This window comes from Roseibium sp., assembly GCF_965229775.1.
GTDB lineage: Bacteria > Pseudomonadota > Alphaproteobacteria > Rhizobiales > Stappiaceae > Roseibium.
Genome location: NZ_OZ245929.1, coordinates 2,111,487 through 2,135,119, shown reverse-complemented (window position 1 = coordinate 2,135,119; position 23,633 = coordinate 2,111,487). Strand labels below are relative to the sequence as shown.

Below are 23,633 nucleotides of genomic sequence, written 5' to 3'. Positions count from 1 at the left end.
ACTACCTGAGCACCCCTTCCATCACTGCCCGCAGACGCGGCTGCAGATGGCGCTTCAACAAGGTGGCGATCGCCTCTTCGGTCAGATCGATCGAGACATTCCGGTCTGTCAGCTTCACCTTGATCCCGTCAAAGCCAGGGGCCGTGGAGAAGGTGACGCCGTCGCGCAAGGCCTCTCCGGCCAGAGCGATGACAAAATGCGTCAGGGTTCCGGGCTCGACCGCCTCCGGCGACTGCTTCAGTTCCTCGAAGGTGACCACCTTCTCGGGAAGCACGATCTCCATGGGTTCGGTGTCGACGACCGAGGCGTTGTCCTTCGCGTTGGCTGCCATCGCCAGGATGAGTTTTTCCAGGAACTTCTCGTCGCCGAGCGTCGTGCCGACAAGGCGTCCGGCTTCCTGCTGGATCCGGTCACCCAGCTCATTCCTGAGGCTCAGAACCAGATCGCGCGCCGCGACCTTGAGGCCGTCCTCGGTCGCCGCCTTTTCCTTTGCGGCCTCCGCCCTGGCCTCGGCAAGCAGTGCGTCGGCGCGTTTCTGCGCTGCCGACACGATCTCGTCCGCCTTGGCCTTGGCCTTGGCGAGGATCTCGTCGCCTTCAGACTGTCCGGCTGAGACCCCTTCCGACTTCAGCCGGTCAATCAGGGCCTGAACGCCGGCCCCGGCGGCATTTTCCAGATCTGCCGATCCGTTTTCCTTGGACATGACCGCCTCCTAACTCGGGATCGAGCCGGCCAGAACCAGCGCAAAGACCAGTGCGAAAACCGAGAAGCCCTCCAGCACCGCCGCCGGCGCCAGCGATATGCCGAAGATCTCCGGCTTCGCCTTGGACGCGTGGATCGCCGAAGCAAGAACCTCGCCCTGGCGGATGCCCGTGATCATCATCGTGAAACCCGACAGCACGCCGATCCCGAAGAGCGCCGCTCCGTTCGCCGCGTCCACGCTCGACTGTTGCAAGGAGAACATGATGACGATGCCGTAGATCACCTGAGACGACGGCATGAGCGAGACACCGATGAACCGGCCATAGCCGCCATCGCTGTCCAGCATGGCGCCGATCGCGGCGCTGCCGCCGAGCGCGCACCCCCAGGCGCTGCCGATCGCGCCAAGCGCCACCGGCGCGTAAAGTCCAAACCAACCGAGAGCCACAACGAATTCGTTCACAGGCGTGTCTCCTCTTTCTTGAAAGACCGGAAGGGCTTGCCTTCGTCTTTCAGACCCCAATTGAAAAACTCAATGACATTCAGGCGCAGTCCGTGGACGCAGCCCGCGATCAGACCGAGCCCGATATTGATGGCGTGGCCGATCGCGAGAACCAGGATGGCGATCAGAATTCCGATCCCCGGCACGGCCTGGTTCAATTGCCCGGACAGCGAATTTATGGTTTCCGCCAGCGACGCGGCCGCCAGGCCCAGTGCGAACAGGCGCATGTAGCTGAGGACGTCGGAAAAGATGTTCACGATGCGCGCCAGCGCCGCCAGGCCGTCAAAGAGCCGCAAGCCGCCGGCCTTGACCGAATCCACCTTGCGGTCGCTGCCGAAGAAACCGACCATGAGCAATCCGGCAACGACGGCGGCCGGGCCCATTTTGGCCAGGATCGTCGCCTGCCCCAGGAATGTGCCAAGCCCGCCCAGCGCAACGAGGCACCAGCCCAGGGGCTGGAACCGTCCGCTCGGCGTCGTTTCGTGCACCGCGCGCATCAGATTGGCGAGGACGATGTGGACCACGCCGATCGTCAGCGTGATCTTCATCATCGTGTCGACATCCTTCAGGTTCATGACCTTGAGGTGCCCGAGAAAACTGTCCGGTGATGGCGCAATGCCGAAATAGCTGCCGGTTGCGACACCGAAGGCCGTCGTGGAGACCATGAGCCAGGCGGACATGCGGAACAGCCGCTGCCCGAGCGGAGATCCGGTGAAGCGCCGGCGGAACAGGAAGAGCAGAAGCAGCAGCAGCAGCCCGTAGCCGGCATCGGTCATGATCATGCCGAAGAACAGGATGAAGGACACGTAGACGATGGCGGACGGGTCCCAGTCCCGGTATCCGGGGGTCTGATAGAACTCGACCAGGTCTTCGCCGCCTTTCATCGGCCGCGCGTTTTCCAGAAGGGTCGGCGGCTTGTCTTCATCGGAGACCTCGTCAAACAGGACGGCGAGACCGAGTTTGTCGGCGAGATGCTGAATCTCGTCCTTCTGATCCTTTCGCGCCCAGGCCTGCATCACGAACAGCCGCTCGCTGTCCGCGGTCTCCAGTGCCGCGCGCCGGCGGCGCGACTGGTCGCGCGCGGCGGCCAGGTTCCGGGCCAGCAGGAAACGCCATTTCGTCAGGAGCTGCCGCTGAAGCTCCAGTTCTTCCAGCTCGACCGCAGCCTGTTCGTACCGGCGTCTGAGTTGCGAGAGCGACAGCGCGCCGACATGAACGCGCGCCACCGGCATGGCGCCGGCCGGCGGTTCCTCCGGAGACAAGAGGACGACGTAGGCCCGATACTTGTCCCGGTGCACGATTTCCATGATCTTGCCCGCCGGATCGACCTGTTTCAGCTTGCCCGCCGGCACGACATAAAACCAAAGCCTGTTGTCACCGATTTCCGCCAGATCGGAGAAGCTGAACTCACCCCAGGGTTCGACATCCCGGATCCGGCGGTCCAGCTGTTCGAGCCGGTCCCGGCACGCCTTCAGAGCTTTCCGATTGGACAAGGTTTGCGCGACCACCGTTTCCAGATCGAAATCATCGGGTTCGGTCACGGGACGCCGCTGAACGGGACACTCCACGAGCCAGCGCAAGGCCTCGACGGATTCGCGGCCAAGTCCGGCAGGAACCGCCTCAAGCTCCTTTTGCGCCGAACTCAACGGGATCAGGTGAAGCATGCCGAACGACTGGGCTGCTTCCAACACGTCATCCTTGTCGTCCAGAATGCCGACCAGACTGACCTTTGTGAGCGGAACGATGGTCACAGCTCAGCCATCCTTTCCTCAGCGCTCCTGGCAGCTGTCTTGCGTTTGGAAATCTTGGCGCGCACAACCGCGTCGCGTTCCGCGTCGGCAAGCGCCATGCGGATCTTCTTGATGTTCCGTTCGGCCTGCGGGATGAGAACCTTCTCGAACAGGTTGACCCTTCTTGAGATCACCGCCTCGGCCTCGACGAGCTTCGCAATGCGCTCGCGCGCGACGTCCCGTTCGAGGTTCAGACGCAAGAGATCGTGCATGCCCTCGACATAGGGATCGATCCAGTGCGGGCGCGCCAGAAGCGAGTAGGGCTTCGTCTCGACATCGATGTCGTCAAGAACCGGCAGGATGGTTCCCGACAGGTTCTGCTCGCTGCGCACGACGTGCTTCAGTGTCACCAGCCCTTCAAGCGGAACGTGCTTGTTTGCGATCATCGGCAAGGACGCCGCCAGATCCGTGAACCGCTGCTCGTAGTCGCGCTCGAGACGGGCAAGGGTCTCCTTCGCCTTGGCGCGCTCTGCCATGATCTGCAGGCGCTTCAGTTCCAGGGACGGCAGGAAACGCCGGTACTCGGCAAGCTGTGTGCTCTCCCGGGCGAGCGAGGACTTGTTCAGCGCGAGACGGGCCATCAGGCGACCGCCTCGTCATCACTCCCGACTGTCTCCGTCGGCTTTTTCGGGAAATACTTGTCGATCAGCCCCTGCTTCATGAGGAGCTGTTCCGGTTCAAAGCACTCGGCGAGCGTCTGCCAGCACAGGTCCAGGGCTTCCTCGAGGGGCCTGGACACCTCGATATCCATGAACCGCTTGCGGAAAAGCGCACCGAACTTGAGCAGCTGGTGGTCATAGTCCGAAAGCTCGAAGGCCATGGACTGCTTCTGTTCGGCATCGCGGGCACCGGAATAGAACCGGATCATCGTGTTCATGATCTGGTTGTGGTCTTCCCGGGTAACCTTGCCGATCACATGCTGTTTCAGGCGGGACAGCGAGCCGAAGGGATCGATGACACCGCTGTGGAGATAGAACTGTCCTTCGGTGATGTAACCGGTGTTGTCCGGCACGGGATGCGTGACGTCGTTGCCGGGCATGGTCGTCACCGTGAGGATGGTCACGGACCCCGACCCCTTGAAGTCACAGGCCTTTTCGTAACGCCGTGCAAGCTGGGAGTAGAGATCTCCCGGATATCCCCTGTTCGCGGGCACCCGCTCCATGGCGATCGACACTTCCTTCATGGCATCGGCGAAGGCGGTCATGTCCGTCAGGAGCACAAGCACGCGCTTGCCTTCCTCTACGGCAAATTTCTCGGCGACAGCCAGCGCCATGTCGGGAACCTGCAGCCGTTCCACGACGGGATCGGATGCCTGGTTGATGAACATCACCGTACGCGGAAAGACACCTGCGTCCTCGAACTGCTTTCTGAAAAACGCGTAGTCATCGAAAATCAGTCCAAGACCGCCGAAGACGACGATATCCGCGTCCGCCTGGATGCCGATCCGTGCCAGGAACGGGTTGTAAGGCTCGCCGGACACGGAGAAAATCGGAATTTTCTGACTTTCGACCAGGCAATTGAAGATATCGATCATCGGCACATCCGTGCGGATCATGCGCGATGCAAGGACACGCTTCATGGGATTGGCGGACGGTCCGCCGATGGGCACGGTCGGGTCGCTCGACAGGTCCGGGCCCTGGTCGATCGGATGGCCCGCGCCGTCAAACACACGGCCCAGGATATTGTCGGAATAGGTGACCTTGGCGGCTTCGCCGAGAAAACGGACTGACGCGTTGTTAGCCAAACCCTTTGTGCCGGAATTGACCTGCAGCGACACCATGTCGGATTCGATGTTGATCACCTGGGCCAGCGACGATGCGCCCTCGCCTGTTTCCACCAGCGCCAGATCCCCCAGACACGGCCGCCCCTCCGAGTCGGATCCGGATGCCGACACCTGTATCCGGATGATGTCGCCTACAATGTCGACAATGCGGGTATGAGAGACGAGCATTGATACTCCCCCGGGGATGAAAGGCGTTAAAACTCAATCCTTAAGCGAGAGGTCCGGGAACAGTTCAGACCCCACCCTGAAGCGATATCTTAGGCACCATTGCAGTTTCGATACAACCTGGGGCACCAAAACCAGATGCTTGAGACATCAACCTGAACGAAGTTAACCGAGAAACGACGACGTGCGTATGACCTGGATCATTTCCGGCACGTGCCTGATCGCGCAGACGGTGTCCAATTTTGCACCTAACCCGTTTTGCCCCACCCCGCTGCACGGTCCCGAGCACCGCCGCGTTCCAGTCAACACGGAGGCGATTGCTGCAACCGGCGTTCGCGACGGCCACCCGGCAGAATGCCCTTGAGGCAAAAGTTCAAACACGAAGCCTGCGCAGAATAGCAGATGTATTCGTGCCCGCTGCACCGAAACAATAGGCATTTTTCCAGAAACAGATACAACCCGGTATACAATTATTAGTTATAACTTCCCATACGTAACTTTAGAACTGAATCAATGCATTCATTAAAACCTGATTTGCATAAACCTGGGTATGTAATCAACTTTTCTATTTCTTTTTTTGTTAAATTAATGTTCTGTTAACTTGCTGCTAGAGAAAAAAACAAGTTTTGCTCGAATCCGGATGCTGTCGGGGTTCTTGCTATCGATGCGTGTGTGGAGAGCAAATTGACGGACCAAGCAAACGACCACAGCCTGGAACTCACCCCGCCGCCAACCTCGACAAAACGCAAGATTTCAAGCGCGCACCACGCGCGAACGGGTCAGTCGTCCGGCGACCCGGACGACAAAAAAGCTGTTGTGCGAAGCGACCTGGGCACGATCCTGCTTCACTGGACGCTTGTCGTCGCGATCGTGACCAGTCTCGTAACCGGACTGAGACTGTCTGCGGATGCAGAGGGAGCCTGGTTCTCCAAGTTGTTCGAGCCGATCCTGCCCCAGGGCGAGATCTGGACATGGCACTATCTGTCGGCGGTGTTCGTGCTGGCGCTGATCTTTGCCTATGCGGCCTACATGTCGGCGGCGCGGCTGAAGCGGCGCATCTCATCCAAGAAGGTCGTCGTCCTGTCTCTGCCGGCGAGCAACAAGCTGCGCATCGCGGCCGTCAACGTCATCGCGTACTGGATCCTGTTCGGCGCCGTGCTCACGCTGACCGCGACGGGTGTTCTCCTTTATCTCGGACACGGCGGCCTGTGGGTGACCGTGCATTACATTTCCGCACTGACCGTCTTGGGCTACATCGTGGCACATGTCGTCCTGCACTATTTCTATGGCGGCCTTGTTCAACTTCTGCGCCTGTTCAGGCCGCAGCCTCTCAGGTACTTCCCCGGAATGGGGCGGCACCCGCTGCTGAAATCGCTGGCGCTCGGCGCCGTGGTGATCGCCGCCGCCGTTGCACTCGACTTCGGCACCCGGGGGGATCTTTATGTCTCGCAGGCATCGGCGCTGCCGAAACTGGACGGTGTGCTCGATGATGCCGCGTGGCAGGACGCGCGGCCGGTCTTCGTCCGCACGCATCAGGGCGCCGGGCTGGAAGGTACGGGCGAGTCCACCGTCGAGGTTCGCGCGGCACAGGTCGGCGACAAGATTGCCTTTGCGTTCCGCTGGGAAGATGCGAACCGGTCGCTGAAAAGGCATCCGCTCATCAAGGAAGAAGGCGGCTGGCGGATGCTCAACAACCGGGCCGACATTTCCGACGAGACGGCCTATTACGAAGACAAGTTCTCGGTCGCCTTTTCAAAAACGGACGCGTTTGGCGGCGGCGATTCCACTCATATGGGCCCCAAGCCCCTGGGCGACAAGCCGGCTTCCCTGCACAAACGCGGCCTGCACTACACGACAGACGGCAGCCTCATCGATGTCTGGCAGTGGAAGGCCTCGCGCGGCGGCATGCTGGGCAAGGTCGACGACATGTGGTTCGGCACGCCCGTCGAACCGAACGAAGCCCAGGTCGCCGGCAAGAAGCGCTACAGCGCCGGGTATGGCGCGGACGAGGGCAAGTCGTTTTACGTCTACAACTACAAGAAACGGCCGGGGTCCAGCTACGAGGGCGCCGTGGATGTCCTGCGTCTACCCGTTGACTACAAAGAGACGGCAAGGTTGATGGGACATCTCGACCTGTCGATTGAAGCAACAGACGACGAAGGGTCGCAGTGGTGGATGTTCGATGCCGAGAGCGTTCCTTACTCAGAGGAAATAGACGCTGATATCCCGATCGGCACCGTCATTCCCGGCGTGCTGATCACGGGCGAATATCTGGGCAGCCGTGCCGATCTCGACGGCGGCGCCAAATGGCAGGACGGCTTCTGGACGCTTGAAGTGATCAGGGACATGGACACGGGAAACCACCAGGACCTTCCCATGGAAGACGGTCTTTTCGTCTGGCTCTCCGTGTTCGATCACAATCAGACCCGGCACACGCGCCACTCCCGGCCGGTTCGCCTGACATTCAACTGACAAAGCAACGCACCAGTACGGACACACCTCATGTCGAAAAGCACCTGCACCGTTACGATCAACGGAAAGAAGATAAAGGCGAATGTCGGCGACACACTGATTGACGCGGGCCTCGGCGGGCGGCTGGTCCTGCCGCATGACTGCTGTTCGGGACAATGCGAGACCTGTCGCGTGCGCGTGCTCAACGGAAATGTCGATGCCTTCGGGACAGAAGAAAAAAGTACCGTTCTGGGATGTCTCGCCGTTCTGGAAGGTGACGCGGAGATTTCGTACGACCCCGTGCCCATCGTGAAGACGGTGAAAGGCACGGTCGCGAGCATCCGCACGATCAAGGACGACTATCTGGAAGTCCGGGTCAAAACGGTCAGGCCGGTCACCTGGTTGCCCGGGCAGTACCTTCGGGCGACGTTTTCCGGCTACCCGGCACGGGACTACAGCCCGACCACGCCGCTCAACCTTGATGCGGAAGAGGACGTGGTCGTCTTTCACATCAAGGTGTATCCCAACAGCATCGTGTCCTCGAAACTCGGCACGGAGATCGCGCCGGGGCACAAGGTCAAGCTGCGTGGCCCGTTCGGCAACGGGTTTTTGAGGCGCCAGCCGGAACCGATGGTGCTGACATCGACCGGAACCGGCTTCGCACCGATCTGGGCGATCGCGGTGGCTGCGATCCTGGGTCAGCCGGACCGGGACCTGAGACTGGTCGTCGGTTCCAGGACACGGGACGGCCTTTACATGCGCGATGCCGTCCGCTGGCTTCGCAACCGCGGCGTTTCCGTGACGCTGACGGCGAGCGATGGAGACGGCGACACCGTCATGACAGCCCGGCCCTACGAATTGCTCGGGGAGTTGACGCCTGACCACGTGATCTATTCGGCAGGCGCGCCCTCGCATGTCGAAGCAACGCGGGACGTCGCCCGGCAGGCCGGCGCTACGTTCTATGCGGACCCGTTCTTCGTGGCAGAGGAAAGCAGCAATCTGAAGCTGCTTGCGTCGTCCCTGCTTCGCAAGGCAAAGACACCTTTTGCCGCAGCCACCGCCGGATAGGTGGTAGGGAAGCGTATTAAGTTTCGCGAGGAGCATAAGACTTCGCGAAGCGTTGGGCTGCCATCCAGCTGTCTTCAAAAATTACAACAACTTAGACAGAAGTCGACAATCTGCCCAAGTTTTTGTGACATGAGCTTCACCTCGTCCCGAAATGGGTTTGCGGATTTCGAATCGAGCCGGAAAGTCAGGCTTCTTACATCGCCCAACATTCGCTGAGCAGGGACCATTTTCGGCCTATTGCGGCCATCTGAGAACATGAAATCCAAAGACCGCTTTGAGATCCCGAACTTACGGCCGCGCAATTTCTGGAGGTTGGATTGTTTAACGCCGCGCCGTGAGATGAGGGCTTATTGTTCTGGTTGGTCCAGCCAATGTTGCAGACGGGTACTCATCAAACAACTGTCTATAAGCAGCGGCAAAGCGACCGAGATCAAAGAAACCGAGGGACATAGCTACCTTGCTGACGCTGGTGTCATTTGGGCCGGAAGCTCTGAAGCGCCGACGCGCAGCATGAAGTCGCCACTTCTTAAGAAGTTGAATCACTGTACAGTCAAATTGATCGCGGATACCGCGTTCGAGCGTACGCTCATTGACGTCCGCGGAACTGCATAGGTCCCGAACCGAAATGCATTCACCTTCTATGGCTCGAAGATATTCCAATGCGGCGGAAACTGCCGCGGATTGTGCTCCCGGTTTTCCAGCTAGCGTGGTTTCATTTCCCGGCAGCACGGCGCTCGAGATTGCTAGTTCAATGCTATCTTGCATTGTGTCTATCCGATGTTGCGTGTGATTGGAAACCTCATTCGGCGAAATACGAAAAACATCGCGTATCGCTCCATATAGACGTGATATCTCTACCTGCGAGGAACCAATTGCAAAACTTCGGCTTTTGGCGAGTAGTTTTTCTACTGATAGTGCAAGGGATGGCTCAAATTGAAATGAAAGGTCCAATTGAACGCTGAAAATTTCCAGGTCACCCTGATACTTCGCTTCGTATAGGTCGTCTGTCACCGAATAAAGGTGACCAGATTTAGTAGTTTGACCGCAAAAACTAGCTTTCCCCTGATTGAAAACTGGAATTGCCAAAATGAGTTGATCTTGGGGCGGCATACCAATCAGTCTCATGCCACTGTTGTAGGTCTCATGGCACAAGGTCATTCCGGGAAAGGACGCGTACTCAAACTCAAAAGACCGGTTCGCGGAACCGTCGCAGTCGACCAACAGGTGCCATGGCACTAGGGCCATTTCGAGTTCAGACGGATCTTTTGATGAAAAATCGCCAATCTGCATTTCAGGGCACGCTTACCGGGAAGGACAGTCTGAACCAAACTTGATCTTAATAGCAAGTACAGACGTTAAGCTATAGCTATCCCGTTATTGATGTCCGCATTTAGTTACGCAGGCATTCAATCAACGTGAGTTCCCCAAAACTTCGGGCAACACATTACCACTTGCTCCGGACGGCGGCACCGTGCCGGCGACAGCGGCCAAGGTCCTGGCAACATCGATTGTTTGCACCCGTCGCGTCACCTTTTGTGGCTCCAGCCCGAACCCGGCGAAAATGATGGGCACGAACGTATCATAATTCCAGGGCGTGCCATGGGTAACTGTAATCGTCAGTCCATCCAGATCTGCGATGAAGTAGCCTGGATCGTTCACCAGCATGATATTGCCTGAACGCAACGGGTGATGGTTGTTGCGAACGGCCCTTGCGGGCAAGGTATCAGGCAAAGTTCCGCGTTCAACATCTTTTGCCGTTACAGCCATTGCTATGCCGTCAAAAGCTGCAACTTCATTGGCCACTGCTGTTTCCAGAGCATCCAGATCGATCGATGGATCGCTCAGTAGATCATTTGCAAGGTATAGGTATGGATGGCTATAGGAGCCGATCAATGGACCATCTATCCCGAACGTTTCTTTCAATCGGGAGATCGCAGGTTCAGTGTCCCAAGTATCGACCCGGATTATACCGGATTCTGAACCAATGCTTTCCAAATATCCCGGCGCTTCAGGAGCCCCGTGATCGGCAGACAAGACGATAAGTGTGTTGTTCAGGCCGATTTTTTGATCCACATAGGCAAGGAGGTCTGCAAGCGTTCGATCAAGCTGCAACAATCCGTCCTCGCTCTCGAGGCTGGAGGGGCCAAACACATGGCCAATGTAGTCCATCGCAGAATAACTGACGGACAGGAAGTCCGTAATGTCATCCTGACCGAGCCCTTCGGCATCAATCAACGCCTTGGCGAAATCGGTTGTGAGCCTGTCTCCGACCGGGCTGATGGTCAAGAAAGTCGTGTAGTACGGATCTTCGAACCAACCAAACTCGTGCGGGAATGTGCGCCCGTACCCAGCAACATCCGTTTCCCATGGCTGGTCGTCGCGATCTGCAAAGAGATAAGTTTCTCGGGGATGTAAGAGTGTCCAGGACTTTCCAGTGTAGATAAAGGGCTCGTTTTTTATATTCCACTCTTTCACCCACTCCGGGTATTCCCGATAGTAATAGTCGGACGTTACAAACTGCGCATTTGCCTTTGAGAACCAAAACGCCTTTCCGGCACGCCCGGCCAATGGAACCGCGCCCCGGTCCTTGACTGAAACTCCGAATACCTTGGCCTTTCCGGCCGTGTATGAGGAAAGCTCGTCCGCGAATGTCGTTGCCATAAGGGCGCGCGGCGAGCGTCCATCGCTCGTTGCTGCGGCCTGAGTGCCATCCAACTCGGTCTCGCTGTTTATTCCTGCTCCTTCAGATAACAGGGAATAATCAGGGTCTTCTATGTTGTAGACGACATGACCTTTTTCCCGATCAAACCACAGATTGCCGACCATGCCGTGCACAGAAGGGTGGGCGCCGGTTGCCAGCGTTGCATGTCCGACAATGGTCTCCAGGTTGGCATGGCCGTGGTGGGCGTCGATATAGTGGACCCCCTGATCAAGGAGATACTTGAAGCCGCCTTCGCCCAACCTGTCATAATACCGTCCGGGCAGATCTCCCCTGAGTTGGTCAACGGTGATTTGAAGGATCAGCTTCGGCTTATCCTGCGCCATCGTGCTGGTTCCGCAAACACTAAGAGTTGTCGCGAAAGCGAGTGTGACGAACGCGTTTTTCATGGATATCTGGCCTCTCCCTCAGCTTCCCACCGTCACCATTTCAGGCGATCACCGGCACATAGTTTTTGCGCACAAGACAGGCGCAAGTTTTACCCTCCGGCAATCATTCGGCAAAAAACTTATTCTACAACGGTGAAGTCGCTTGGCTTCCAGGACCTGTCGAACCAGGGCTCCAGTGGACCGTAAAGGCGGACGATTGAGCTGAAGGTCTTTCCAGGCATAGTCTGGACCCAATTGCTTTCCTTGCCCTCCGGCGGCGTCGATGAAAACCATATGGTGTAGGAGCCGTCATCGTTCGGCTGCAAACCTTCCCTAAAGTTGTCTATCCCCGCTTCAATCTGGTCAGTTTCCAGAAGGCTTCGGTGCTGGTTTGAATAGACAGTGAAGGACCAGAAGTCCTTGGCGGGAATTGGCGCGGGCATGGTGACGGTATAGACCTTATCACCTGACAGATATTCGCCGTTTTCATCCTGTGCGGTAAAGGCATAGGTTGATCCGGTTCCCACAGCCGACTGCGCCATCGCCGGTGTGACGCCAATCGCCATGTAGTGAAAGAAGGTTCGCCAATCCGGCACAAGCGTTCCGGTTTCATTTTCGAACAGGTAGCTTTCCGGCGCATAGGGCGAGAACCACTGCCGGTCATCCCAGAAATAGAGCTCACGATCGCGGGGGGTGTAACTGACTGCCCGGGCCGTTGCGTTGCCAACAGCCGCGGAATCGATCAGGATTTTTTTCATTCGCGGATCCGGGTCGAAAGATTTGCCCTTTTCGATACCTATCGATGCCCAGAGCGCAGCGTTGTCACGAGTGAAGGCGCTGGCTGGCTCATATTGCACGGTGGCGTTCAATTCTTCATAGAACTCGAAGTCATTGGCATGGATCGTATTGTACTGCACGCCCGCGAGGTTCACAAATTCCGGTGCGGGCGGGTTGTCGGCTTGCGAGAAAGGATAAAGGCGCCAGTTTTTCTTGACGTGTTCGGCCGTCAGAGGAATGTCCTCGTCGATGACAAAGGCACGCATCAGCAATCCATTGCGATACGATGGTGTGCGGACGATGAAATAGTCCTCGTTCGGCAGTTCACCTTCATAGGAATCGTGCACGAAGAGATACTTGCCGCCCTGTCCCCGATCGGGACCGGTAAAACCGACATCCGCCACAAAGCGGAAATAGGCATCCATCACCGGACCAAGAACGCCCGAGGGCACTTCCATCACCGTTGGGCCGTCTTTGACATTGATCTCGGCAATTCCGTACATCGTTGTTGTGTTCGGTGTCAGCCACAATGTGCGAGCGTCGAACATCGCTTCATGTAGGCCGAGACTGAACGTGCCCATTCCAGCCTGTTTCATACCTTCAAGGTAGCCATACATGGAAGCAGCAGGAATACCGGTCAGAAATGTCTCTACGCCCCGATAGAAATCTAGATTGTCAAAGACCTTTTTAACCGTTTCAGGGCTTGGTGCTCCGTCGTCAAAGTGCAATGTGCCGAGCGCCTGTGTTTCCACGACATCGGGCGTCATAATGGACGCGGGAACATCCGCTGCGAATTTCGGCTCTTTTGCCTGAGATGTCATGGGTACCACCATCAATGATGCTGCAATTGCGGATTTGAGAAGTCTTGCTTTCATGCCTGCCAACCTTGCAGTCGCTTTTTCATGCCACCTGGCGGTAACCGAAAACTGTTTTGAGAACCTGCGGCCAATTATTTGGCCACAGGCTTGAACTGATTAGTTCGCGGCCGTCATTTCCGGCAGGACATATTCACCTGCACTGACACTCGGGGTCGGTCCGTAGACACGCATCAGGATCGAGAAATTGTCGACAGTATCGAGACGGTTGGGCACGTCGCCGCAGGCTTCAGAAGAGCCATAATGGGCGGTAAAGGTCCCATCGGGATTCATTTTGGTTGTGCCGTCGTTCAAGACGGCCCGGTCGTCGCTGAACATGTAGCCTTCGGAGTTGTACATGGTGATCGACCAGAAGTGACGGTGTTCGGGCACGTCGTAGGTCGCAGTGTAGCAAACCTCGCTGGCGTTCGCGCCTTCGGGGCTGGGTTGCAGGATGTAGACGGTTTCATAGTCCGGGAACAGGCCCCAGGAGCTGGCAACAGCAATCCGGTGGTGTTCAGGTGTGGTGGCCCCGGACGCCCGCGTGTCCTGCCAGGTTGGCGGATATTGCCTGAAGTCGCGAGCCTTTGCTTCGTATTCAGCGCGCATTTCCAGCATTTTCGCCCAGTCCCAGGTTACGTCGAGCGGCTCATGGCTGCCGGAGACCACGTTCACCTGGCGCAGGATGTTCCGAGCGATCTTGATGTCGTCCTTGTCATTGGGGTCTCGCACCTGGATGCGCGGAATGACAGAGACCCAACGCGTGTCCTGCGGCCCAAAATGATAGGTGCCTGGAAGCGACAGGATGTCGACCGTGAAATGATCCTGGTCGAGGATGTAGATCGACGCATAACGTCCATCTGGGACGTCCGGCAAGGTGATAGAAAAACCTTCACTGGTATCGACCGGAATACCGGAATAGAGCGTGTCGCGGTTCATGCGCGGAACGACTTGACGATCAGTGGGTGTGGGAACTGCATAAAAAACGCCCCGATTCATGCCCCCAGCCTGTTGAAACGCGAGAATGCGCGCATCCACTTCGGCGCGAATGAAGGTGTCTTCATTGACTTCCTTGACATCAATATCCCCGAACTCGCCCGCAACAACAGATGTTGTTGCAGCCATCACCGCTATTGCTGCCTGGAATGTCACAGTCTTCTTGGTACGCATCCAATTTTTCCCTTCATCGAGTACCTGAATGAAATACAAATGCCGTAGCCGCCGATCACAACGATTTCCGACAAATATCTTTTTATAAGTGTTTACCCGTAACGCGCGTGAGTTCTACGTAATTTCCGACAAGGTCGCATTTTCGAGGTCGGCGCTATCAAACCCCGACCATATGTGTCAGCTCGAAGTTCGGGCAACGATAGTCGATAGCGTAGTCAGCTTTGAAAACGTTTCAGTACATCACATGCTGACGATCGGGAGGGATGAGGCCGTCAAAAAAACTAAAAAAATAGACAGCGGTGGTCGGGAATTACGTAGTCAAACCCCGTTCGGTGTTGCAGATTTGTCAAGTATTGATCTGATTGTAGACCAGTGAGTTCAAGATGTTAGACGTAGTATAAATTTGAAACTGGAATGGCAGCTGGTGGGTGATGTTAATGTCCGGAATTGAGTTGTTTTCACTATTTGTTTTGGTAGTTCTGCTGCTGACAACAATCGTGGTGCTGGTTGTTTTGGCAATGCTTCCAGGCAGAATTGCAAAGTCTCGCGATCATCCACAAACAGAGGCAATTACCATAGGCGGATGGTTGGGCTTGCTATGCGGAGGGGTATTTTGGCCAATAATCCTCATCTGGGCATTTCTGAAACCCAACTGTCTGCGTAGTCGCACAGCCAATGATGCCAGTTATGAAGCACTTCTTCGCCGGGTAAATGAACTGGAAGCCTCAATCATCTCTGAGAAGGGAGAGCGCTCGTGATAGTATTCTTGACGCTCTGTTATGTTGCAGTTCTCGCGCTTCTAATTTGGCGAAAGATACTCCCGAACACAAAAGTAATATGGTCCACGACGCTGGTTTGGGCGTTGTTATTACTTTTTATTCTTTTCATTCCAATGCAATGGGGGGCTCCTGCGGGTCCAGTTCGCCTCGTCGCCCATACGGTTCAAATAATACCCAATGTAGCGGGTCCAGTATTGGATGTCGCGGCAAGACCGAATACACCAATGAGCAAGGGGGATATTCTGTTCACGATTGATCCGACCCCATTTGCCGCGGTTGTCGATGCGACACAAGCTCAATTGAATTTTCAAAAGCTGCGGTTGGACCAATTTTCAACACTAGCTGAGCGAAACACGGGCACTCGTTTTCAGGTCCAAGAAACAGTTGCGCGAGTCGCGCAATTGTCGGCTGAACTTCAAGCTGCCGAGTGGAACCTGGAGCAAACGATTGTCCGCGCCCCTTCCGACGGATTTGCGAAGACAATTGGCTTGCGTCCAGGACAGCGGGTGCTGAGCTTCCCGCTGCAACCGGCCATGACCTTCATAGATACGTCAGAATCGTCGCTGGCTCTGCAAATTCAACAGATCTACAAGCGCCACCTCAAGGCTGGCCTACCAGTTGAAGTGACACTGAAGACGAGGCCTGGAAAGGTATTCAAAGGCCGTGTCGCAGCAGTTGTGAGAGCGACAGCAGGTTCACAGATCATCCCTAGCGGTACAGTTGTCCCGGCTCAGAATATTGTCGCGGAACCCTTCTGGGTGCGTATCGAACTGGAGGACAAAAACATCGCTCAATCCCTAGCGTCCGGCGCGGCTGGCACAGCAACTGTTTATACGGCGAGTGCAACAATGACTCATATCATTCGGAAGGTGATGATCAGGATGGAGAGTTATGTGAACTACGTGAACCCATGGCTTTGAAAACTGCTGGAATCAAGATCTACAATGAACTTCACGCAAGAGATTTTCGAAGTGTACCTTTGGCGGTTTGCTGCGGCCATTTTGTGTGGCGGCATAATAGGTTTGGAGCGTCAGCTTCTCGGTAAAACTATCGGACTCCGAGTTTGTATTCTTGTTGTTCTGACCACTTCGTTTTTCGTAACCATGGCAACTGAAATTGCCGAGCAAAATGGTGATATTGCGCGTGTCGTTGCAGCTGTCGTAACCGGGGTAGGCTTCCTCGGTGCCGGAGTCATCTTTCGAGGTAACGGGTACGCCTCAGGAATAACGACCGCGACTCTGATCTGGTCGCTTGCAGCGGTCGGCTGTGCGATAGGTCTTGGTCACCCAGGCGTTGCTCTTATTGCCACTTTGGCCGTCATCACGGTTTGGCTACTTGTAGACGCGGCCGAACACTTTTTTCCTGCACTGCGACAAAACAGTAATCTGCGCCAGGAGCAGGGGGACGACTAGGTACAGAGAACCCGTATTTCATCATGCGGTGGGGAGGACAGTCGGTGTTGGCCATTTGCTTATGGTGCCGACCTCAAATTTAAAGCCCCTAAATCCGGAGGCATACGTGGAGACTACTATTTCACAAGACGCATTGGAACGGCTTCAGTTTTGGGTGACGGCTCCGGGCAAAACCGACTTGTTGCTCGTCGGCGTAGGTGGTTTCCTACTGTTTGCGCTGATGGCGTTTGGTGCGCTTTACCTGACCATTCAAGCAATTCCCGAGAAAATGGCTGCGGGCACACACAAAGTGCAAATGCAGTTGGTTGGGATCCTTGGGCTGATTTCGCTGTTCACCTTGAACAATGCGTTTTGGATCGCAGCAATACTGATTGCTGTTGTCCCCTTGCACGAGATTTTCCCGTTGAAACCCTCAACGGCAACAGAGGGAAAAGACAATGCTTGAGCTCATGCTTTCAGCACTTTTTACTGTTGTTCCGGATTTTCTCTACAGGCGTTATGTCCAGAAAAAAAGATGGGGTCACGAAATAACGCTTTTTAATGTCTGGTACGAACTGCGGTGGGGACTGACGGCTTGTACCATTCTGGCGATCAGCCTGATTACGATAATTTTCTTCTACCATCCCACTACCAGCAATATTTCTGTCACCTTTAGGACGCTCACAGTGCTGTCAGAACGTGGTGGGCGTGTGGACAAAGTCTTTGTTCGCAATAATGCGAAAGTAAAGGCGGGCGATCCGATATTCAGCCTCGACAAAATTCGTCAAGAAGCTGCTGCTAATACGCTGCTTCGGCGATTGGACGAAATTGAAGCCGCACTCGGTCTGGTTGGAACCGAAATCGCGGGTGCCGCTGCCCAATTTGAGGCTGCTGAGGTCGATCTAAGGCAGGCAGAAGATGATTTAGAACGGCGAATGTTGGTTGCTGAGCGGAATCGAAACGTTGTGAGTGAGCAAGAACTGACGCAGCTTAAAACGAAAGTTACCCGAGCGCAGAGCCAGAAAGAAGTTGCCCTGGCGACGCTCACAGGCGCGAAACTTCGTCAGTCGAGCGTATTACCCGCGCAACGAGAAAGCGCGCGTGCAGCTCTTAGGGAAGCGGAAAACGAGATCGCAAAGTCTACCGTGATTGCGCAGGTGGACGGCACAATGACGCAATTCCTGCTGAAACCGGGTGACATCGTCAATCCGATCTTGCGACCAGCCGGCATCCTGGTTCCCGAAGTATCTGGGAAGGGGCGGCTCGTGGCAGCCTTTCGGCAGATATCAGCCAATGTCCTGAAGCCAGGCATGCTCGTGGAAATCACTTGCGCGTCGAAACCACTAAATGTGATTCCCATGGTCATTGACGAAGTGCAGGAAGCCATTGCTGCGGGGCAATTCAGGCCCGGCGACGCACTGTTGGACCAACAGGATCGAGCACGGCCTGGAACAGTGACCGCACTTCTCAAGCCGGTTTTTCCAAAACATTTGGAGGGGGTGCCATTGGGCAGTGCTTGCGCAGGTGTTGCCTATTCCAATCGGGCGGAGGAAATTGAAACAGGAGCAATATCAGGTATTTCGGCGGTTGTAGCGAGGATTGTTGATGGAATGGGCATCGCAAATGCGATCGTAGTCCGGGTACAAGCCATTCTCTTGCCGGTTAAGGCCTTGGTATTTTCTTAGCAGTGCTACCGCAAGCGCTTGTCTGCCTATGTCGAATAGACCTCGTCGTAGGCCCTCACAGTTACTGAAACCGTTTGTAGATACAAATCGAGCTAATCAGAAAGGTATTTTCAAATTGTCAGACACAGTTCTGATTCTCAATAAGAAACACTGCATGAGAGACGACATTGACAGCGCGGTTAGACAGATGCGCGCTGAGGGTCATGACATCGCAGTCCGAATCCCCTGGGAATTTGATGATATCACCAGGCTCTTCGATCACGCGCTCTCAACTGGTGCACGCCGTGTCATCGCGGCCGGTGGTGATGGCACCGTCAACACGATGATCAATTTGATTGTTGATCGAAAAGCACAGGATGAAATCGAGCTTTCGTTGCTGCCTCTTGGAACCGCAAATGATTTTGCCCGCGGTACAGACATTCCGGTCGGTGATCCAGTCGGTGCTCTGCGCTTGGCGTGCTCAGGGTCAGCGCAAGCAATCGACGTTGGCCTTGTCAACGGTAGACACTTCGTGAACGTAGCCAGCGGTGGTATCGGTGCAGAAATCACATCGACGACCCCTTCTGACTTAAAACGTATGCTCGGCGGAGCGGCTTACTCACTTATGGGACTGGTCAAAGCTTCGGAATTGACTCCATATGAAGCAAGGGTTGTCACTTCCGATGGAGAAGAAGAAGGAAAAATTCTTCTTGTTTCCATTGGAAATAGCCGCTTCGCAGGGGGTGGTTTCGATGTAGCGCCGAAAGCGAGCCTAATCGATGGCCTTTTGGACCTCGCGGTTGTTACAACACCGAAAGACGGTGATCTAGACACATTGGTCGATGAATTGGCCGACCCGTTCAATGAAGCCAACAAGGTTCTCCACTATCGGCAGTTGAACGAATGTGTCATCGAAACAAAACAACCTCTGCCGATGAATCTTGACGGCGAACCAACGCTGGACACCCGCTTTGAGTTCAAGATCAAGCCTAAATGCATCAAAATGGTGTTGGGTCAGGTGTTTTGATGCATCAAAATGCTGACCAGCATATGACATGCGTCAACTCGAAGTGCCGGAATGGTTCTCCCCACCAAAACGCCAGTTAGGCCATGCTAATAGGCTGATCGATAAATGAAACAGGCAACTCCACTGTTTTCCAGGAGCATTCTGTCATATGCAATCGCTATTGCGTCCACTCCCAATGAAACTTCCGAAAGCTCCATTGCGGACATTCGTTCACACCGCAGCGAATGGCTGGTTCCCGCCCATTTTGTGAGTGCGGTGCAGTACACAACTTGCCCCTTTGTAAGGGCCTTTTTGCCAATTATTCTGTGGTTGGGAGTACCAAAAACCAATTCCCAGGATTTGCCGTCAGCCGTGCGTAGGCGAAATTGTTTTCGCCAAGTCCGCGAAAACATATGCGAACAAAACACCTCCTAATCAATTGATTTTACTGGAGGGCAAGCGACGCTTTACGCGCCTCCCTACAACAGGACAGGCTTTCCGATACCGGAGGTGCAGTTTTCCACGGCGTCCGGCGCTTGCACGCAGTTCCAAGGGTTGCCCCGTGCGGGTCAGATGCGGATTATTGGGCAGCGGTGGAGATGGCGGCCCGGCATTCGAACAGGAGTTCGTCAAGCTCGGATACGGGCATCGGGTGACCGAGGAAATATCCCTGTGCGTCCGTGCAGCCGATGTCTTTCAGCATTTCGAGCAAGAGCTCGGTTTCAACGCCTTCGGCCGTTGTCGTCATGTCGAGGTTTTTCGCCAGGTCTATGACCGCCTTGACGATTGAAACGGATTCGTCCGAATACGCCATGGACCTGACGAAGGACTGATCGATCTTGATCTTGTCGAACGGGAACCGGCGCAGATAGCTCAGGGACGAATAGCCGGTTCCAAAGTCATCCATGGAAATCTTCACACCGAGCGTCTTGGCCTGATGCAGCGCGTCGAGAATTTCATCCGACTCGATCAGAAGAACGCTTTCGGTCACTTCAAGTTCAAGGCGATCCGCCCTGAGATCGGACTTTGTCAGTGCACTGATCAGGACCGGACCAAAGGAGTGTCCCCTCAGCTGGCGCGGGGACAGGTTGACCGCGACCCTGAGGTGATCGGGCCAGTGCGCCGCCTGCCGGCATGCCTCGTTCAGAACCCATTCGCCAAGCGGCACGATCAGCCCGGTGTCTTCGGCCAGGGGAATGAACTCCATGGGCGGAACCATTCCACGTTCGGGATGATGCCAGCGCACAAGCGCTTCGAAACCGGTCACCGTGTGATTTGCCAGCGAATACTGGGGCTGGAAATACAGCTCGAGCTCGCCATTGGTGATCGCGTAGCGCAGGTCCGTGATCAGCTCTCTTCTTTCGTTGACCGCCGTCCCCATTTCCGTTTCGAAGAAGCGATGCGTGTTCCGGCCGTCTTCTTTTGCCTGATACAGCGCCAGGTCCGCCTGTTTGAAGAGTTCATCGGCCTCGACGACACCGCCCTTCGAAACGGAAATACCGACGCTGACCCCGATGACGATGTCATGGTCGGCGACCTGGAAGGGTTTGGAGAGTTCCCAGATGACCGACTGCGCAAGTTCGTCGATCGCATACAGGTCGGCCGGAAGGTTCGTCAGGATTGCGAACTCGTCTCCGCCAAGCCGCACGACGAGTTCACGCTCACTGATCAGTTCTCTCAATCGTTCGGCGACCTGTCGAAGAAGTTCATCGCCGATCGGATGGCCCAGTGAATCATTGACGGTCTTGAACTCATCGAGATCCAGGCAAAGAATCCCGAACTCCCCGCCCTGAACCTGCTGGCGGTTCAACAGCGCTTCCAGCTGATCCTTGAACTCGATCCTGTTGGGCAGTTGGGTCAGCATATCGTGGCGGGCAAGGAATGCGAGGCGGTCGCGCGCCTCCTGGCGTTCGGTGATGTCCTCGGAGATCGCCACCCAGCCGCCATCGCACAGCGGCTGCCGTGTCGTGAGAACGATCCGTCCGGAGCGGATCTTGACCATCTCCGTGCTCTGCGTCGCGCCCTTCGTACGAACGAGCGAGAAGCTGAGCGTCGAAGGCACAGGCGCTTCCGTTTCCACCAGTTCGACGTCAAGAACATCTGCAATCTCGGCCGCCGTCATGCCGGGCTTCACGGTGTCTTCGTCAAGTTCGAACAGTTCCGCATAACGCTGATTCGACACAATCAGCTTGCCCTTGGAATCGAACATGCACAGGCCGTGCGACATGTTGTTCAGGGCCGCGTCGAACAGAACGTTCTGTTCTCTCAACTTGGCTTCCTGAGATCTCAGGATCGAGTTCTTTTCATGAACCCGGACGCGCAGGGCGTCCCGTTCCTTGACCGATCTTTGCAGGGAAACGACCGATCTCGCGATATCTCCGACTTCGTCGAGACGCTCCGTGCCGACCACCTGGTTCTCGAAGTCTCCGGCAGCGATGCCGGACAGGACGCGGGTGATCTTGGTCAGCGGGCGCGTGATCTGCCGGGAGATCAGAAAAGCAACGGCGGCAAAAGCCACGAGGGCCAGCAGTCCAAACAAGAACAGCCGCTTGAGAAGCTTGGCTTCTTCTTCCGTGCCGATTCTGGTGAGTTCGTTCTGCGTTTCCGTCAGCTGCTCGATCGGCAACAAGGCGCAGATCGATATCGGGCTTATGGGGATGCCGCACTTGATGACATTGCTGCCATTGGATGTGATGTTGAGGTTTTCCGGCGAGCGTTCGATGTCGCCGATCTTGCCGTCGAAGCTCGCTCTGGAAATGATGTCACCATCGTAAACGACCGCCAGGCCAAAGGCGTTGATCTCGGTGAGATCGGTGAGCATGGGTTCGGTTTCGCGCAGCCACCGCTGCGCAAGAAGACCGCCGATGACATATCCGAAATCGTCGTAGACCGGCACGAACATCACCTGCGAAACGGCATTCACATTCTTGCCAGGAACAAAGACCTGCGACTTTTCCTTGGGCAGGACGCCAGAATAGGTCAGGGACTCGCCCGGAAGACTGTCGGCAAGAGACCGCTCGATCTCGTTGAAAAAGACCAGTGAGGGGAGTTCCAGACCCAGCGAAACCAGATCGCTGTCATAGGACGACGCCCCGATGACCCGGGCCTTGTCGTCGAGAACGACAATCCCATCGATGTCGTCCAATTCAGCGAACGGACCAAGCAACTCGGACATCGCGACGTTGTTGCGCGATTCGATCGCCTTGACGATGTTCGGATCGGCGGCGATGGCACTGACCCTGCGCACCCTGTCCTCGAAGAGGAATTCAAGCCGCTTCCCCGCCAGTTTGACGTCTGCCGTGAGCATTTCCAGCAGCCGGGTCTGTGACAGGTTCAGCAGCTCTCCCTGCTGGCGGGTCATACTATCCTCAAGCTGATAGGCCACCAACCCGATCAGGCCGGCAAAGGCGCACAGCGCCGTGAAAACAGCGCCGTACGTGAAATGCCAGAAGAGTGAGGAGTGCCGTATCATGTTTGCTCAGTGCACTACTTGGTTACAGGAACGCCACCGTAATTTTCTATCAGCGCATGCGCCTTGTCCGACCTGCTGAAGTCGACAAAGGCTTCCATCTCGCCATCCAGGGTCCCCTCCTTGTAGATCAGGGCCAGCGTGACAGCGCTCGGATAGGCTTCGTCGGTGGGATGATGCCCATCTATCTTCAGAACAGAGAGACCGGTTTCCAGCGGCTGGGAATAAGGTCCGAACGCGATCGCGCCTTCCACGTCCATCGCCGTGTTGATCGCGTCCTGCGTGGTCACTGCCGTCTTTGACCGCGGTGCGAATTTCAGATCCTTCCAGCCCGGCATCGAACCGCGCAAGACCTGCAGCGTGCTGTCGGCATCTTCGCGCCGGACCAGCTTGACGCGCAGGTCGGCACCGCCAAGCTCAGACCAGTTCGTGATCTTGCCCGAGTAGAGCTTCACCAGCTCTTCGCTGGAAAGGGCGGAAACGCCCGTGGACGGATGCGTGAAGACGGCGCTCGGAATTTTCGCGATCGGCAGATACACCAGACCGGATGCGACTTCGCTCTCCTTCAGGGGCCGGGCCACGCGCCCGAGCCTCTCGGCTCCCGAACTGACAGCAGCGATACCACCGCCGGATCCGATACTCGGCGGGATCGAAAGATCGATATCCGGATGCTCTACGCTGAAACCGTCGCCGATCTCGCGCAGCATTTCCAGACCGTCACCTGTGCCAACGACGTTCAGGCCGGCTCCGGCAACGGCACCACCGGTGTGGAAAAACACCATGCCCAGCGACACTGCCAGGCCAACAATTGATCTACGCATTCAGGCCACCCACGTTAATATTGGCAATCAGGATGCACTCGGCAAGTTAATTAAGAGCTAAAGTACCGATAATTTTTACAATTAACATGTTGTCAGATTTAATGAATGCAATAAATACGAAGGCCATTACAACTTGAATACAACTTTACAATGTGAA

19 protein-coding genes are annotated in these 23,633 nt (G+C 56.0%); 8 read left to right on the top strand and 11 right to left on the bottom strand.

Translation table 11 applies throughout. From position 1 onward, the window contains the following. Position 1: 1 nt before the first annotated feature. The 5 genes from ACO07N_RS09740 to ACO07N_RS09720 are packed head-to-tail and all read right to left on the bottom strand — an operon-like array spanning position 2 to position 4,942. Entirely contained in the window at positions 2–703 is a 702-nt protein-coding gene (locus ACO07N_RS09740; RefSeq protein ID WP_421980826.1) for a hypothetical protein, read from the bottom strand. A gap of 9 nt (positions 704–712) precedes the next feature. Beyond that, positions 713–1,162: an ATP synthase subunit C gene (locus ACO07N_RS09735; protein WP_306142732.1), complete on the bottom strand. Its 450-nt coding sequence runs from the start codon at positions 1,160–1,162 to the stop codon at positions 713–715. Beyond that, the gene (locus ACO07N_RS09730) at positions 1,159–2,952 is read right to left on the bottom strand and encodes a V-type ATP synthase subunit I (protein ID WP_421980825.1); all 1,794 of its coding nucleotides are present in this window, start codon (positions 2,950–2,952) and stop codon (positions 1,159–1,161) included. The genes ACO07N_RS09735 and ACO07N_RS09730 overlap by 4 nt, the downstream gene beginning before the upstream one ends. Continuing rightward, positions 2,949–3,572 carry a V-type ATP synthase subunit D gene (locus tag ACO07N_RS09725; protein ID WP_421980824.1) on the bottom strand — a complete coding sequence of 208 codons (624 nt, stop codon included), beginning with the start codon at positions 3,570–3,572 and terminating at the stop codon, positions 2,949–2,951. Before ACO07N_RS09725 ends, ACO07N_RS09730 begins: the two co-directional genes overlap by 4 nt. Then, complete coding sequence (locus ACO07N_RS09720; protein ID WP_421980823.1) at positions 3,572–4,942, bottom strand: V-type ATP synthase subunit B; 1,371 nt, start codon at positions 4,940–4,942, stop codon at positions 3,572–3,574. Before ACO07N_RS09720 ends, ACO07N_RS09725 begins: the two co-directional genes overlap by 1 nt. Positions 4,943–5,623: 681 nt before the next feature. Between ACO07N_RS09720 and ACO07N_RS09715 the strand changes: the two genes are divergently transcribed. Then, complete coding sequence (locus tag ACO07N_RS09715) at positions 5,624–7,411, top strand: ethylbenzene dehydrogenase-related protein (protein WP_421980822.1); 1,788 nt, start codon at positions 5,624–5,626, stop codon at positions 7,409–7,411. Positions 7,412–7,441: 30 nt separating this feature from the next. Continuing rightward, positions 7,442–8,458, top strand: coding sequence for a 2Fe-2S iron-sulfur cluster-binding protein (locus ACO07N_RS09710; protein ID WP_421980821.1), 1,017 nt, complete (start codon positions 7,442–7,444; stop codon positions 8,456–8,458). Between the two features lie 321 nt (positions 8,459–8,779). On the opposite strand, the gene ACO07N_RS09705 is transcribed toward ACO07N_RS09710, so the two are convergent. The 4 genes from ACO07N_RS09705 to ACO07N_RS09690 form a co-directional block, all read right to left on the bottom strand. Next, positions 8,780–9,748, bottom strand: coding sequence for a helix-turn-helix transcriptional regulator (locus tag ACO07N_RS09705; RefSeq protein WP_421980820.1), 969 nt, complete (start codon positions 9,746–9,748; stop codon positions 8,780–8,782). A 120-nt stretch (positions 9,749–9,868) separates the two neighbouring features. Then, complete coding sequence (locus ACO07N_RS09700) at positions 9,869–11,566, bottom strand: alkaline phosphatase family protein (RefSeq protein ID WP_421980819.1); 1,698 nt, start codon at positions 11,564–11,566, stop codon at positions 9,869–9,871. A 119-nt stretch (positions 11,567–11,685) separates the two neighbouring features. After that, positions 11,686–13,197 (bottom strand): DUF1254 domain-containing protein, encoded by a 1,512-nt coding sequence (locus ACO07N_RS09695; protein WP_421980818.1) that lies wholly within the window; start codon positions 13,195–13,197, stop codon positions 11,686–11,688. Between the two features lie 99 nt (positions 13,198–13,296). Further along, positions 13,297–14,346 (bottom strand): DUF1214 domain-containing protein, encoded by a 1,050-nt coding sequence (locus tag ACO07N_RS09690; protein ID WP_421980817.1) that lies wholly within the window; start codon positions 14,344–14,346, stop codon positions 13,297–13,299. 437 nt (positions 14,347–14,783) lie between these two features. Between ACO07N_RS09690 and ACO07N_RS09685 the strand changes: the two genes are divergently transcribed. The 6 genes from ACO07N_RS09685 to yegS all read left to right on the top strand — a co-directional run bounded on the left by ACO07N_RS09685 (position 14,784) and on the right by yegS (position 19,207). Next, complete coding sequence (locus ACO07N_RS09685) at positions 14,784–15,104, top strand: DUF3302 domain-containing protein (protein WP_421980816.1); 321 nt, start codon at positions 14,784–14,786, stop codon at positions 15,102–15,104. Continuing rightward, positions 15,101–16,045 (top strand): HlyD family secretion protein, encoded by a 945-nt coding sequence (locus tag ACO07N_RS09680; RefSeq protein WP_421980815.1) that lies wholly within the window; start codon positions 15,101–15,103, stop codon positions 16,043–16,045. Before ACO07N_RS09685 ends, ACO07N_RS09680 begins: the two co-directional genes overlap by 4 nt. Positions 16,046–16,069: 24 nt before the next feature. Next, on the top strand, positions 16,070–16,537 hold the full coding sequence (locus ACO07N_RS09675; RefSeq protein WP_421980814.1) for an MgtC/SapB family protein: 468 nt from the start codon (positions 16,070–16,072) through the stop codon (positions 16,535–16,537). A 106-nt stretch (positions 16,538–16,643) separates the two neighbouring features. Then, complete coding sequence (locus tag ACO07N_RS09670; RefSeq protein ID WP_348441904.1) at positions 16,644–16,982, top strand: hypothetical protein; 339 nt, start codon at positions 16,644–16,646, stop codon at positions 16,980–16,982. Beyond that, the gene (locus ACO07N_RS09665; RefSeq protein ID WP_421980813.1) at positions 16,975–18,201 is read left to right on the top strand and encodes an HlyD family secretion protein; all 1,227 of its coding nucleotides are present in this window, start codon (positions 16,975–16,977) and stop codon (positions 18,199–18,201) included. The genes ACO07N_RS09670 and ACO07N_RS09665 overlap by 8 nt, the downstream gene beginning before the upstream one ends. Before the next feature lie 28 nt (positions 18,202–18,229). Continuing rightward, on the top strand, positions 18,230–19,207 hold the full coding sequence (yegS, locus tag ACO07N_RS09660) for a lipid kinase YegS (RefSeq protein WP_421980812.1): 978 nt from the start codon (positions 18,230–18,232) through the stop codon (positions 19,205–19,207). 559 nt (positions 19,208–19,766) lie between these two features. Here yegS and ACO07N_RS09655 read toward each other — a convergent pair. Together ACO07N_RS09655 and ACO07N_RS09650 are read right to left on the bottom strand one after the other, a co-directional pair. Then, the gene (locus tag ACO07N_RS09655) at positions 19,767–22,658 is read right to left on the bottom strand and encodes an EAL domain-containing protein (protein ID WP_421980811.1); all 2,892 of its coding nucleotides are present in this window, start codon (positions 22,656–22,658) and stop codon (positions 19,767–19,769) included. Between the two features lie 14 nt (positions 22,659–22,672). Further along, positions 22,673–23,476 carry a PstS family phosphate ABC transporter substrate-binding protein gene (locus tag ACO07N_RS09650; protein ID WP_421980810.1) on the bottom strand — a complete coding sequence of 268 codons (804 nt, stop codon included), beginning with the start codon at positions 23,474–23,476 and terminating at the stop codon, positions 22,673–22,675. Positions 23,477–23,633: the final 157 nt, after the last annotated feature.

Excerpts from the sequence above, each read along its gene's own strand:
- ACO07N_RS09740 (WP_421980826.1), bottom strand. The coding sequence starts at position 703 with ATGTCCAAGGAAAACGGATCGGCAGATCTGGAAAATGCCGCCGGGGCC.
- ACO07N_RS09725 (WP_421980824.1), bottom strand. The coding sequence starts at position 3,572 with ATGGCCCGTCTCGCGCTGAACAAGTCCTCGCTCGCCCGGGAGAGCACA.
- ACO07N_RS09720 (WP_421980823.1), bottom strand. The coding sequence starts at position 4,942 with ATGCTCGTCTCTCATACCCGCATTGTCGACATTGTAGGCGACATCATC.
- ACO07N_RS09710 (WP_421980821.1), top strand. The coding sequence starts at position 7,442 with ATGTCGAAAAGCACCTGCACCGTTACGATCAACGGAAAGAAGATAAAG.
- ACO07N_RS09705 (WP_421980820.1), bottom strand. The coding sequence starts at position 9,748 with ATGCAGATTGGCGATTTTTCATCAAAAGATCCGTCTGAACTCGAAATG.
- ACO07N_RS09700 (WP_421980819.1), bottom strand. The coding sequence starts at position 11,566 with ATGAAAAACGCGTTCGTCACACTCGCTTTCGCGACAACTCTTAGTGTT.
- ACO07N_RS09695 (WP_421980818.1), bottom strand. The coding sequence starts at position 13,197 with ATGAAAGCAAGACTTCTCAAATCCGCAATTGCAGCATCATTGATGGTG.
- ACO07N_RS09690 (WP_421980817.1), bottom strand. The coding sequence starts at position 14,346 with ATGCGTACCAAGAAGACTGTGACATTCCAGGCAGCAATAGCGGTGATG.
- ACO07N_RS09685 (WP_421980816.1), top strand. The coding sequence starts at position 14,784 with ATGTCCGGAATTGAGTTGTTTTCACTATTTGTTTTGGTAGTTCTGCTG.
- ACO07N_RS09675 (WP_421980814.1), top strand. The coding sequence starts at position 16,070 with ATGAACTTCACGCAAGAGATTTTCGAAGTGTACCTTTGGCGGTTTGCT.
- ACO07N_RS09665 (WP_421980813.1), top strand. The coding sequence starts at position 16,975 with ATGCTTGAGCTCATGCTTTCAGCACTTTTTACTGTTGTTCCGGATTTT.
- yegS (WP_421980812.1), top strand. The coding sequence starts at position 18,230 with ATGTCGAATAGACCTCGTCGTAGGCCCTCACAGTTACTGAAACCGTTT.
- ACO07N_RS09655 (WP_421980811.1), bottom strand. The coding sequence starts at position 22,658 with ATGATACGGCACTCCTCACTCTTCTGGCATTTCACGTACGGCGCTGTT.
- ACO07N_RS09650 (WP_421980810.1), bottom strand. The coding sequence starts at position 23,476 with ATGCGTAGATCAATTGTTGGCCTGGCAGTGTCGCTGGGCATGGTGTTT.